The organism is Halochromatium roseum, assembly GCF_016653315.1.
Lineage (GTDB): Bacteria > Pseudomonadota > Gammaproteobacteria > Chromatiales > Chromatiaceae > Lamprobacter > Lamprobacter roseus.
The window spans coordinates 1-10,312 of the sequence record NZ_NHSH01000055.1; the positions used below are offsets into that span (position 1 = coordinate 1).

Sequence of the window (10,312 nt, forward strand, 5' to 3'; positions counted from 1 at the left end):
CGATGGGGTGGGGGGGCTGCTACAGCCCTCCCCGAGGCGCGAACCTCGAGGCTGGAGGTGTGAAACCTGGTTCGGCGGGATCAGCCAGGGAAGTTAAGTATCCCCGAAATTCGGCGATCGAACACTCAGAAGAGTTCTGTGTAATGGGATGGGCTAGGCGGAATCAGTAAGGGACTTGGCGCCACGGAAAACGTGATCCGCTCCCTATTCTGCGTCCCCTGTCCCTGGAATTCCGGAAGTCGAATTGCTGAATTTGGAATCTGAAATCTGCGGAATCCGCCAGAATTCGCTTGATTAAAGTTCGTCACCGGGTATCGGTGGAGCGTCAGCAGAAGAGTCCAAAAACCGCTTATAGGCAGCGCGGTCGCCATGGGAACCGCGCTCGCGTAAGCCATCAACTGTCATGAGTGTACTCAGTTTTTCGGCAGCAGCCGAGGACAGCAGTTGATCCACGGTGATGCCTTGATCCACAGCAAACTCCTGTAAACGACCGATGAGGCTGTCAGGAATATTGATTGTCAGCGTGCTCACATCAACGCCTCCAAATGTTTCAACATGGTGCCTGGGGCGATGGGCTCGACGCTCCAGCGTTCGGCTCCCCTGAAATCGCGCAGATTGTGGGTCACTATGTAACGACAACTTGCCGCTACCGCGAGCGCGAGAACAAAGTCGTCATCCGGATCCGCGAGTGCCGGACGCCAGCGATAGTGAATCTCCTGCAAATGACTGAATGATAAAAAATAGTCAAGAAAATCGTCGACGTCCTTCTCTGTGCGGCCACCCAAATTCTCGTCACGGAGCAATGTTGCGCGGTACTCCACAAACAAGGGAATCGATACCGCAGGTTGAATGCGTTGGTCAGGAAGCAATGCCATCAGTGCATTAGAAGCACCATGACGCGACCGTGCAGCGGACACCAGGATGCAGGTATCCAACACGATTTTCAAACTGACTGTGCCTCGGTGAAATCATCCATTAGCCCGATGCCGATGCCAAAGGCAGGATGGTAATGCCTGTGCTTAAAATAGAGGATACGAGAATTAAGTATGTCCCCGGAATTGAATTGGCAAGCCTGTGCTGCTGTTTGCTGGAATACGAGACCTGACCCCAGCTTTTGTTCCCTAAAGAACGCCTGCAACGCCCGGTTCGGACCACCGTCGTAACGCTCGGAGAGCCCGAGCTCATCGAGCACCCCATCTTCCATCACCACCCTACTCCACCGTCACACTCTTGGCCAAATTCCGCGGCATATCCACATCATTGCCCAGCCGGATGGCAATCTCCATCGCCAGCAGTTGCACCACCACCAGCATCTCGAAGAACTCGAGCATGGGGTGATCGTAGGCGCGGATCTGGATGATGTCATCAGCCAGCTCGAAATACTCGGTGGTGATGGCGATAATGGTCGCATCGCGCGCGGAGAGCGCTTCGACGTTGCTCTTGACCTTGTCATAGAGCGTGCTGCGGGCCATCAGCGCGATGGTGAACAGCTCGGCGTCGGCCAGGGCGATGGGGCGCAGCGCCGCCAGGCTGGTGGCTGGCAGCGGCTTGGGCGCCAGCTCGGCCGGTTGGCCATCGGCGCTGAACAGCGACAGCCCGGTGGCGGTGGCCAGGCCCCAGTGGCCGTCGTCCAGATACAGGGTCTGGGCGCAGAGGCCCACCAGCGGCGCATCGGAGGAGGCAAAATAACAGCCCTCGGCGGCAAAGCCGAGCTGCAACGGCGAGACTTGGCGGGCGAAGAAGATCCGCCCCGGCGCGGTCTCGCTGATCAGCAGGATGGCATAGGCGCCGTGCAGTTCATCGAGGGTGGCGCGGAAGGCGGCCAGTTCTGGATGTCGCCCAGCGGGTGTGGCCGATGGCGGTGACCGGGCCGCTGGACTGCGCATCGCCGAGCTTGGCGGCAAGGTTATCGAGCTTGCCGACCGCCTCCTTGAGGAGTTGCGTCACATGGATGCGCGGGTCAAGCATTATGATACGCAAATTCAGACCGTTGCCAACACCAATGACTCGGTCGCACTGTTGATGAGGATTGAAAAAAAGGAGGATGCCGTCAGCCAGTGGGCCAAGAACCTGAAACAACGCCGCCATCCAAACGTCGCCATTGTCGCCATGGCCAACAAGCTCGCCCGCATCGCCTGGGCGGTGATGACCACCGGCAAGGCCTTCGATGCCGAGCGCGGCGCGTTGGCAAAGCCTGCGGCCGTTACCGCGTAACGCCCTATCGGCCACGAACCATTTCGATTAACCGGCCCTGATCGGGCATCAACCGAGTTCCACACCACGAGTTGCGAAGAGTGAAAGTCACTGTGATGGCATGAAAGGCACGACGATGGCATGAAAGGCACGACCGCCTTGCTGAAAACCTGGAAGGGGCCGAAGCCAGCGTCAGCTGAGACTGTGAGCCTGATTGAGGACGGCGAGGTACGCGAATTCCATCAGGGCACGCGGATCACTTCGATGATGATTCCGCTGAAGATGCCGGATAGATGGCCGCAACGTTTCCTTCGACCAAACAGCGATTTTCCTCTTGCATCGCGGGGCGGACCATATATGGCCCCTTTGATTGAGGCCCTTTAATCACACCATCGCCAAACCTCAAGCCCCAAGGGGGCTAGCCTCCAGCAATCCAACAATCTGCTGCAGAATCCGGCTCGCCGTCGCGGGATCAATCTGCGCGGGCGAGGGTTTGCGCGGATTACGATGCGACAGCCAGTCGCGATAGCGCTTGATCTACTTGGCCTGCCCCACGAGCTCGCCGCCAACCGCCGGCTTGATCGCTTCCAGCGCCTCATCAATGCGCCAATACTCAACCGCCGCGATCACCTGATCGGTCACCCGCGCGTTGAACGGTGACGCCGGTTCAGCGCGCATCCCCTCGCACTCGGCCGCGATGCGTTGCAACAGGCTGCGCTCGAACAACGCCCAGATCGACAGAATCGCCTGGTCGCTGGCCGCTTGTTGGCCATCGCGAAGCGCATCGCGCAAGCCATCCGCACTGGCCTCCTCGAACCCTGTGGCCGCGAAAACAGTGGAGCGCGCGCCATCGCCCCGGCGCTGATGCATGAGCTCACGCGCGACCACTTTCAACGCATCCTGGGTCATGGTCCACGTGCGAATGGCACGATCGATGCCCTCACTGGCGGGCGTCATAATCCGAGACCGAGAGCAGTAAGTCGAAGAACAAGCGTTCGTCGAGTCGATAGGCGCGCGCCAAGTGCTGGCTTTCCACCCAATACCATCCCGGGCGGTCGATCCCGCGATAGTACCGAGGCGCTCGGTGCACCACATCCGCCGTCTGACCGGCACTCGACGTTGGAGCGGCGTCTTCGGTTTGCCAATAGACTAAGATCGCCTGGTCGATGCGCCCCTGCAGATCAACCCGGCCGCAGGCGCCGATGATCGATGCGCCTACCGGGACCAGTTCAGCGATGAGTTCCCTGCCGGCAGCGTAGAGACGCAGGGTGTCCATCGCGTACTCACCATAGGCCTCTTCGTTCAGATCAATCTGGCCACGCTCACTCGTCAAGCCGTGCGCCTGCGTCCAACGCGTCGCCTCGGCAAACAAGGAATCCACCCGCGCGTGATATTGCTCCAACTCTGCGGCAACCGCTGTTGTCATGCTGGCCTCCGGTGTCAGTGTCACCCTAAGGTCCCGAGTCTAGCAGAGGCGGCGAGTCGCTGGCTTCGAGCGGGGAGGCTCCGCTGCGCTCGGATTTGCATCGCCTCGGGGCCTGAGACTGACGTCAGCTCGGCTAGCGATCCAGCGCTGATCGTGCCGTGACGCCAGCGCATTTGCTGCCAGCACGCGACAGTGATTGCCTGATGCCGGGTCTGTCAAGAACGCCGCTCAGATACCGCTTACGGCGCAGCGGACCCGGGCGGCGCTAGCAGCGGATTCACCGCCAGCAGGAACCCGTCGTAAGACGTTGTTTGATTGTCGAAGTCGGCGGAGACAACGACAACATAGCCGAGCTTGGTCAGACGCTCCGCACACTGGTGATGGAGTTGTTGTGAATGCGTTGAGAGAAACAGGTAATCGACCTGCCGACGCTCCAGCGCCTGGCGAGCATCGTCCAGCATCGCCAGCTCGGCGCCTTGGATATCGACGTGCAGGATGTCGAGCTTGTCCCAGCCGGATTCCGCCATAAAGGCATCCACCTTGAAGTCATCCGGCCCGACCTTGGCCTGGATGAAGCGTCCGCTGTAGCCGTGACGGGCAAAATTGAGGCGACCCGACTCCAGATTGTCCGGCTCTGGCTCCACCATGCAGGCTTCGGCATTGGGCCGCTGTTGCTTGCACCACATCGAGTAGTGCGCCCAGAGTGCACCCAACTCCAGCATGAACGGGCGCGACGGTAGCCGCTTGAGGATCTCTTGAAAGCAATACTCCTCCAGCGGCTCGTGCACGCCGCGATTGATGACGAGCAGGTTGCTGAAATCATCGTAATACGCATATTTCAAATGCAAGTTGAACGGCGCTAATTTGGCTGCGATCTCTAAATAAGTCGATCCATGCTCGTAAAGTGGCACGACGCCGGTCTCAATTTGGCACCCAACTAAGCAATCGTTTGCGAGAAACAAATCCGCACCATCAAGAATTAGACCTTCAGCGCCTTGCGTATCAAGCAGTAAAAAGTCGATATCGTTTGGCAAAGTCTGATCACGAATTAAGCGATTGATCGTCTTTGTTGGTAGAGAAATTTTCTCAACATAGGTAATAGCTGGGTNCTCAATGGCATGGCGGCCCAGCTCGAGGATTGAAGAAGACTGACCGTCATTCGATGCAACATTGAACAGAATGTCAACGCCGTCAACGTTGCTCAGGCAGGCATTGATGGCATGCTGCGTTGGATAACTCGCGCATTTTTCAGCAACCTGACGAAAAAGCGCAGGTATCGCCTCAACATGCCAACCTTCCAGCCCCGATTCATGGTACATGCGCACCTCTTGTCCGGTATTCGCGCCGACATGCAGAATTTTTCTGGGCTTTTTGCCAATTCAAGCCAAGAAATGGAGAAAATCTTTTTTCATGGTCGTACTGCACCAATACCAATGAAGCGATCAACACATTCCTGTGCCAGCGTATGGAACAGCGCATAATAGGCCGTGCTGACCGCCTGTTTCAGATCCGCCTGCCGGGGTTTGCTGGCATTCAGATTGGCCAGGCGGCGCGCGAGCCGATGGGGAACAGCGGGAATTGCTGTGGTGTCTGCGGTTTACTTGACATGGTCTTGTTTGTCATTTTCCGTGCCCTTTTGGTCAGCCGCATGGGCATTCCCCGGATGGAGCAGCCGATGGCGCGCGATGAGACGGCCGACCTCGCCCATCTGGCGCGACTAACGTCCGCAGCCTAACCGATGTCCCGAGGGCTTGGGCAGGCGCGGATTGGGTCGGCGTTCAATCCACCGGCACGCACCCCTGCGCGCGCGCCCATTCCAGCAGCACCGCGCGGCATTGCAGGCAATCGAGCGCTTGCAGCAGCTCGCGCACGCCGGTGACGGTGGCGGGGCGCGCTGGCCGATGTGGGTCGCGAGGAGCGGGTGGTCGGGATCGATCTCGGCGACGATGCCCCAGAGCCCTTGGTTGGAGAAGGCGCTGTTGATCACCCAGGGGGCTTGGTTGAGCGGTTCGGTACGCTGGAGGGCCGTTGGCGTCACGCCCAGCTCGCGCTCGAGCAGCAAGGGCGCCAGTTCGAGCGGTTGTTGGCCGGCCGGCAAGCGCCCGCCGGGAAAGTCGAGGGTGGCGCGCTGGATGCCGGGGCGGAAGCTGGCGCGCACGCAGAGCAGTTGCTGGCGGTAAAGCGGCAGGACGATGACCGAATCGACCTTCTCCACCCGCCAGTACTCCAGTTCCTGACCCTTGTCGCACAGCCAGCGCTCGGCGATCAGCCTGACCCAGTCCGAGTCGATGCGCACGATTTCACGCAGGCGTTGCCAGTCGCTCATGAGGCTTGTTCCTGTACCGGTAAGGGGTTCGCGCGCTGGTGCAATCCGCAGTCATCGCCGATGAGACATTCCCCGCGCTGATCGCGGCCCTTGGTCGGGTCCCAATGATCCGTGTTGATCGGCAGGCCGTGGCGGTGCAGGTAGGCCAACGCTTGCGCCTTGCTCCAGTCGAGGATGGGATGCACCTGGTAGAGCCCGTTCTTGAATTGCTCCGGCGCGGCGCGTTGGCGCTCCGGGGTCGCGTGGCGCATGATGCCGCGCAGCCAGCGGTTGGGCTTTAGCTCCGCGAAGGCACGGTTGAGTGGCTCGTGCTTGATCTTGCGCACCACCAAAGAGAAGAGGGGCGAAGCCGGATCGCGCCATCCCGCGTCGTGGCGCTCGATGTCGCCGGGGGTCAGGGTGCTGCGATCAATGCGCGGATTAAAGCCTTAAATCTCGAAAGTCGTCGATCTGGCGATAGGTGGCGCCGCCATAGCAGCCATCGTCGCGCCTCGGGCTGGCATCACCCAGCCCCGGGCTGGCGTCATCGCCTGCCGACGACCGACGCTCGGTGTGTTTGGTTGTCACGATCGGCTGGCATTCAGGGAGTGTAGCGGATTCAGCGCCTGGCAGTGGCGGCAGCCTAAAACCGCAGCACGTCCCCACAGGTGCGCTCCGGCGTAGCGGCGAGCCGTGCGGATCACCGTACGGAATTCAGTATCCTGTCACCGGAACTCAGGATCTGCGCCATCACCACCAGGGCGAAGACATTGTCGCTGGCTTCGAGCTCAGCCCAACGCTCGGGCTCGGCATAGTCCAAGAGCGCGCTGCTGAACTGCCGGGGGCGAAAGCGCTGGTCGGTATCGGCGAGCACGGCGAGGCTGGCGACCGGCACCTGATAGCGGTCGCGGATCTTGTAGTGATAGGTGTACATCCGCTCGGCAAAGGCGGTTTCCGGCTCGCCTTGCACCTCGACATGGATCCAGCACCCAGACCGCGGTGCCATCGCGCAAGGTGACGCCGACCAGCTTGTCGGCATAACGCCGGGTAGTCACGCGTTCTCAATGTCAGACTCGATACGGCCTCGGACTCCGGGGAGCATCCATGCCACTGACCATGACGTGACATGCACTGTTGCCTGCCGGGGGGCCAAACCCGTCGGCACTCACCAAAAAATTAATTTTCGGGGCTCTACACCTTCAGGGGCGGCTTCACCCGCTACCTTTGCACCTCGCCTGCTTTCATGCCTACGCATCGACGCGTCAGTTACCCTTCGCGCCGCAAGGCTTGATACTGGGCTCGCGGCTCACGACTACCCAGGCGGGACTCTCACCCGCTAGAACACGCGGCCTTGCCAGGCCGCACCGACCCCTTTAATTTTCACCATGTCACGAAAGACTTGGCAAAACTTTAACCCCATTGGGCGTTCTTCATCCTTCTTGGTTCACGCGGCATACCGCTCAATGGGTACATTCCGTGATTCGTGATGATCTCGCTCGCGCAGTCGTTCAATTTCGCCTAATATCTGAGCCGTGATGTACTGCTCGTGACAGGCGTGACAAACGATCACAGGAATGTCCTCGATCACTAAAAGGTTGCTGCCTTGGCCAAAGGCCTTAGCGACGCGTTTGATCGTCGCGTGACCTCCGCAGACAGGACAACGATTTTCATTCATAGCAAATACACCGTAATGATCACTACCCGGCCCTTTATCTTCGCAACCACTTCAGCATCAAGCCCTTGCGTCGTCGGGCCATAGAAGATGAATTTTGGCTCTTACGTCTGTTGATCGATCTCGCGTCGGCTGATAAAACCGTTGATCACGATACTTTCGATATCACGATCATGCAGATTATCGGCGATCATCTCATCAAAGGCATGATGAGTCAGAACGTAGTCTTTAGCGCGAACCATGCGCCGAATCAACCGACATTCACGCTCGAACAGGTTTGCCATCCCTGCTTAATCCTTCGTCGTTGTCAAAGTCCCAGCCATCCAAAAATGCCAACGCCTGCCAAAAAACCCGCTCCGATTCTTATGTTAACCACAAGCCGCCAAAGTTAATTCTAACGTGGCCCCGTTTGGACAGTAAAACCGAACCTGACCGTTCGCAGTAACAACAGTAAGTCTAGCAGGTTAAAGTCCTGTCCGAGGAGTTGCCCATCTTCCATCACCACCCTACTCCACCGACACACTCTTGGCCAAATTCCTCGGCATATCCACATCATTGCCCAGCCGGATGGCAATCTCCATCGCCAGCAGTTGCACCACCACCAGCATCTCGAAGAACTCGAGCATCGGGTGATCGTAGGCGCGGATCTGGATGATGTCGTCGGCCAGCTCGAAATACTCGGTGGTGATGGCGATAATGGTCGCATCGCGCGCGGAGAGCTCTTCGACATTGCTCTTGACCTTGTCGTAGAGCGTGCTGCGGGCCATCAGCGCGATGGTGAACAGCTCGGCGTCGGCCAGGGCGATGGGGCGCAGCGCCGCCAGACTGGTGGCCGGCAGCGGCTTGGGCGCCAGCTCGGCCGGTTGGCCGTCGGCGCTGAACAGCGACAGCCCGGTGGCGGTGGCCAGGCCCCAGTGGCCGTCGTCCAGATACAGGGTCTGGGCGCAGAGGCCCACCAGCGGCGCATCGGAGGAGGCGAAATAACAGCCCTCGCCGGCAAAGCCGAGCTGCAACGGCGAGCCTTGACGGGCGAAGAAGATCCGCCCCAGCGCGGTCTCGCTGATCAGCAGGATGGCATAGGCGCCGTGCAGTTCATCGAGGGTGGCGCGGAAGGCGGCCAGTTCTGGATGTCGCCCAGCGGGTGTGGCCGATGGCGGTGACCGGGCCGCTGGACTGCGCGTCGCCGAGCTTGGCGGCAAGGTTGTCGAGCTTGCCGACCGCCTTGACGCAGCGCAGCCCGGCGGTATCCAGTACCGCCATGCCGGCGGAATCGTAGCCGCGATATTCCAGCTCGCGCAGACCGTTCAGCAGGATGGCGCAGGCGTCTTGCTTTCCCAGGTAACCAACAATACCGCACATACTCGTGTGATCCTAAGCCACCGCAACCGCAAGCATCCGCTTCTTGTCCGGCTGCGCTTGTTCGCGCACGAAGCCTCTGACTTCTAGAGACTCATGGCCCGCCGCCTCCGGAATCGGAAGCGCCACCTCTGGGCTTGGCGTATACCAGTGCACCACGGCCTTCTTGCCAGCGACCATGAGGTAGAAGGCCCCAGGCCAGGCCGCGAGTGCCGCCAGATCCGCCACGACCGCTGTGCGCGCCGCCGCCGAGTCCAGGAAAGTGACCGCCGCGCCGAGGGTCTCGATGCGATCCTCCAAGGCCCACAGCAGCCAGATAGTCCAGGTATAGCGAGCGCTGAAGTTGCGAACAGGATAGCAAGCCGTTAGGGGTGCGTGGACAGGGAGTGGCACCGCGAGGCGTTTTCTGATGCGGTAGTAATCGACGGCAAGGACTCGTTGCTGGCAGAGGTGCTTGGCACGCCTGTCGATCTCACTTTGAATGTCTGCGGCGGATGGCACGCTATTGGCTGCTAATCGAGGAATTAAGTACTATCCCCGTCATTGTTGAATTGCTGGCTGTCGGATAGTCGCGATGCCGCTTGACCGCGATTTCAGGGCTGTGAATCACCACTGGCGGAACATCGCGCCACGGGGTTCGGGCCGGCTTAAGCGCCATTGTCGAACAAATCCCGCGTGTCAGTATCCCGTTGGCGTGGCTTTGGCCCAGGCTTTTGTCGCTTGAGCGCACGACCGAGGCGCTGCTCCAGTGTTTCGACAAAATCATCTCCGCCGAGCGGGCGCCCGGTGCGGCCATGGGCGTGTAGGGCTTCGACGGTGTCCTTGTCCTCCGACTCGCCGAGGAAACGGCGCCAGTCTGAAATCAGTTCCAACAGCGGCCCAACTTGGACCAACGCATCATCCGCTCCCGCCAAATGCGCCCGCGCACTCGACCACTCCCAATCCTCCGGCCGTTCGCACAGACGCGCGCGCACGGGGTTCAGCTCCACATACCGGGCAGCAGCGATCAAATGCCGCTCATCCATGACGAACGAGTGGAACCGTTCCTGCCACAGGTGCCCCCGCCAGCCTTGGCGAAAATTGATCATCCGGGTGTAGCGCCGATGGGCTTCACCCAAGGCATCCCGCAAACCAAGCTCCGTCGCCGGCACCAGAATCAGATGCACATGATTGGGCATGAAGCAGTAGGCCAACACCCGCGTTTCGCAGGCACGACAGGAGAACGATAGCAGGCGACGATACTCCGCATAGTCGTCATCGCTAAAAAACGTCTGCTGCCGTCGATTGCCGCGCTGCGTCACATGATGCGGCAACCCCGGAACCACCACTCTCGGGAGTCTTGCCATTGTTCCGTCAATTT

The 10,312-nt window shown here is 59.9% G+C and carries 19 protein-coding genes and 1 pseudogene; 2 read left to right on the forward strand and 18 right to left on the reverse strand.

From position 1 onward, the window contains the following. Positions 1-294: 294 nt before the first annotated feature. From CCR96_RS11285 to CCR96_RS11300, 4 genes are read right to left on the reverse strand one after another with little or no spacing between them, the layout of a single operon-like run. Positions 295-531, reverse strand: coding sequence for a toxin-antitoxin system HicB family antitoxin (locus tag CCR96_RS11285; protein WP_201220234.1), 237 nt, complete (start codon positions 529-531; stop codon positions 295-297). After that, positions 528-938: a putative toxin-antitoxin system toxin component, PIN family gene (locus CCR96_RS11290; protein WP_338035868.1), complete on the reverse strand. Its 411-nt coding sequence runs from the start codon at positions 936-938 to the stop codon at positions 528-530. Before CCR96_RS11290 ends, CCR96_RS11285 begins: the two co-directional genes overlap by 4 nt. Positions 939-943: 5 nt before the next feature. Further along, on the reverse strand, positions 944-1,204 hold the full coding sequence (locus tag CCR96_RS11295; RefSeq protein ID WP_201220236.1) for a hypothetical protein: 261 nt from the start codon (positions 1,202-1,204) through the stop codon (positions 944-946). A 7-nt stretch (positions 1,205-1,211) separates the two neighbouring features. After that, the gene (locus tag CCR96_RS11300) at positions 1,212-1,886 is read right to left on the reverse strand and encodes a hypothetical protein (RefSeq protein WP_201220237.1); all 675 of its coding nucleotides are present in this window, start codon (positions 1,884-1,886) and stop codon (positions 1,212-1,214) included. A gap of 61 nt (positions 1,887-1,947) precedes the next feature. On the opposite strand from CCR96_RS11300, the gene CCR96_RS25550 reads away from it, so the two are divergent. Further along, positions 1,948-2,214: a hypothetical protein gene (locus CCR96_RS25550; protein ID WP_420827266.1), complete on the forward strand. Its 267-nt coding sequence runs from the start codon at positions 1,948-1,950 to the stop codon at positions 2,212-2,214. A 516-nt stretch (positions 2,215-2,730) separates the two neighbouring features. Here CCR96_RS25550 and CCR96_RS11310 read toward each other — a convergent pair. From CCR96_RS11310 to CCR96_RS25560, 4 genes and pseudogenes are all read right to left on the reverse strand, one after another. Beyond that, the gene (locus CCR96_RS11310) at positions 2,731-3,150 is read right to left on the reverse strand and encodes a hypothetical protein (protein ID WP_201220238.1); all 420 of its coding nucleotides are present in this window, start codon (positions 3,148-3,150) and stop codon (positions 2,731-2,733) included. Next, a complete protein-coding gene (locus tag CCR96_RS11315; protein WP_201220239.1) occupies positions 3,134-3,619 on the reverse strand; it encodes a hypothetical protein in 486 nt (161 codons plus the stop codon). Before CCR96_RS11315 ends, CCR96_RS11310 begins: the two co-directional genes overlap by 17 nt. A gap of 239 nt (positions 3,620-3,858) precedes the next feature. Beyond that, positions 3,859-4,727, reverse strand: an 869-nt coding sequence (locus tag CCR96_RS25555; RefSeq protein WP_420827267.1) for an FkbM family methyltransferase, incomplete at its 5' end; no start/stop codon positions are given. Between the two features lies 1 nt (position 4,728). Continuing rightward, positions 4,729-4,998 (reverse strand): annotated as a pseudogene (locus CCR96_RS25560) (hypothetical protein); the annotation flags it as partial. An 86-nt stretch (positions 4,999-5,084) separates the two neighbouring features. Here CCR96_RS25560 and CCR96_RS11325 point away from each other — a divergent pair. Then, positions 5,085-5,354 carry a hypothetical protein gene (locus CCR96_RS11325; RefSeq protein WP_201220241.1) on the forward strand — a complete coding sequence of 90 codons (270 nt, stop codon included), beginning with the start codon at positions 5,085-5,087 and terminating at the stop codon, positions 5,352-5,354. Here CCR96_RS11325 and CCR96_RS11330 read toward each other — a convergent pair. From CCR96_RS11330 to CCR96_RS11375, 10 genes are all read right to left on the reverse strand, one after another. After that, on the reverse strand, positions 5,337-5,945 hold the full coding sequence (locus CCR96_RS11330; protein WP_201220242.1) for an NUDIX hydrolase: 609 nt from the start codon (positions 5,943-5,945) through the stop codon (positions 5,337-5,339). The genes CCR96_RS11325 and CCR96_RS11330 overlap by 18 nt on opposite strands. Continuing rightward, positions 5,942-6,271, reverse strand: a complete 330-nt coding sequence (locus CCR96_RS11335) for a phosphoadenosine phosphosulfate reductase domain-containing protein (protein WP_201220243.1) — start codon at positions 6,269-6,271, stop codon at positions 5,942-5,944. The genes CCR96_RS11330 and CCR96_RS11335 overlap by 4 nt, the downstream gene beginning before the upstream one ends. 94 nt (positions 6,272-6,365) lie before the next feature. Then, positions 6,366-6,512, reverse strand: a complete 147-nt coding sequence (locus tag CCR96_RS11340; protein ID WP_201220244.1) for a hypothetical protein — start codon at positions 6,510-6,512, stop codon at positions 6,366-6,368. A gap of 112 nt (positions 6,513-6,624) precedes the next feature. Beyond that, positions 6,625-6,930 carry a hypothetical protein gene (locus CCR96_RS11345; protein ID WP_242518946.1) on the reverse strand — a complete coding sequence of 102 codons (306 nt, stop codon included), beginning with the start codon at positions 6,928-6,930 and terminating at the stop codon, positions 6,625-6,627. Positions 6,931-7,368: 438 nt separating this feature from the next. Further along, positions 7,369-7,599, reverse strand: a complete 231-nt coding sequence (locus CCR96_RS11350; RefSeq protein ID WP_201220245.1) for a type II toxin-antitoxin system MqsA family antitoxin — start codon at positions 7,597-7,599, stop codon at positions 7,369-7,371. A 101-nt stretch (positions 7,600-7,700) separates the two neighbouring features. After that, the gene (locus tag CCR96_RS11355; protein WP_201220246.1) at positions 7,701-7,880 is read right to left on the reverse strand and encodes a hypothetical protein; all 180 of its coding nucleotides are present in this window, start codon (positions 7,878-7,880) and stop codon (positions 7,701-7,703) included. Between the two features lie 222 nt (positions 7,881-8,102). Beyond that, positions 8,103-8,609 carry a hypothetical protein gene (locus CCR96_RS11360; protein ID WP_201220247.1) on the reverse strand — a complete coding sequence of 169 codons (507 nt, stop codon included), beginning with the start codon at positions 8,607-8,609 and terminating at the stop codon, positions 8,103-8,105. A 79-nt stretch (positions 8,610-8,688) separates the two neighbouring features. After that, entirely contained in the window at positions 8,689-8,955 is a 267-nt protein-coding gene (locus CCR96_RS11365) for a hypothetical protein (protein WP_201220269.1), read from the reverse strand. A 12-nt stretch (positions 8,956-8,967) separates the two neighbouring features. Then, positions 8,968-9,453, reverse strand: a complete 486-nt coding sequence (locus tag CCR96_RS11370; RefSeq protein WP_201220248.1) for a hypothetical protein — start codon at positions 9,451-9,453, stop codon at positions 8,968-8,970. A 146-nt stretch (positions 9,454-9,599) separates the two neighbouring features. Further along, entirely contained in the window at positions 9,600-10,298 is a 699-nt protein-coding gene (locus tag CCR96_RS11375; protein ID WP_201220249.1) for a transposase, read from the reverse strand. Positions 10,299-10,312: the final 14 nt, after the last annotated feature.

Bases quoted from the DNA above. Each gene is read 5' to 3' on its own strand.
- CCR96_RS11295 (WP_201220236.1), bottom strand. From the start codon at position 1,204: ATGGAAGATGGGGTGCTCGATGAGCTCGGGCTCTCCGAGCGTTACGAC.
- CCR96_RS11300 (WP_201220237.1), bottom strand. From the start codon at position 1,886: ATGCGCAGTCCAGCGGCCCGGTCACCGCCATCGGCCACACCCGCTGGG.
- CCR96_RS25550 (WP_420827266.1), top strand. From the start codon at position 1,948: ATGGATGCGCGGGTCAAGCATTATGATACGCAAATTCAGACCGTTGCC.
- CCR96_RS11310 (WP_201220238.1), bottom strand. From the start codon at position 3,150: ATGACGCCCGCCAGTGAGGGCATCGATCGTGCCATTCGCACGTGGACC.
- CCR96_RS11315 (WP_201220239.1), bottom strand. From the start codon at position 3,619: ATGACAACAGCGGTTGCCGCAGAGTTGGAGCAATATCACGCGCGGGTG.
- CCR96_RS11325 (WP_201220241.1), top strand. From the start codon at position 5,085: ATGGAACAGCGCATAATAGGCCGTGCTGACCGCCTGTTTCAGATCCGC.
- CCR96_RS11330 (WP_201220242.1), bottom strand. From the start codon at position 5,945: ATGAGCGACTGGCAACGCCTGCGTGAAATCGTGCGCATCGACTCGGAC.
- CCR96_RS11345 (WP_242518946.1), bottom strand. From the start codon at position 6,930: ATGGCACCGCGGTCTGGGTGCTGGATCCATGTCGAGGTGCAAGGCGAG.
- CCR96_RS11350 (WP_201220245.1), bottom strand. From the start codon at position 7,599: ATGAATGAAAATCGTTGTCCTGTCTGCGGAGGTCACGCGACGATCAAA.
- CCR96_RS11355 (WP_201220246.1), bottom strand. From the start codon at position 7,880: ATGGCAAACCTGTTCGAGCGTGAATGTCGGTTGATTCGGCGCATGGTT.
- CCR96_RS11365 (WP_201220269.1), bottom strand. From the start codon at position 8,955: ATGTGCGGTATTGTTGGTTACCTGGGAAAGCAAGACGCCTGCGCCATC.
- CCR96_RS11375 (WP_201220249.1), bottom strand. From the start codon at position 10,298: ATGGCAAGACTCCCGAGAGTGGTGGTTCCGGGGTTGCCGCATCATGTG.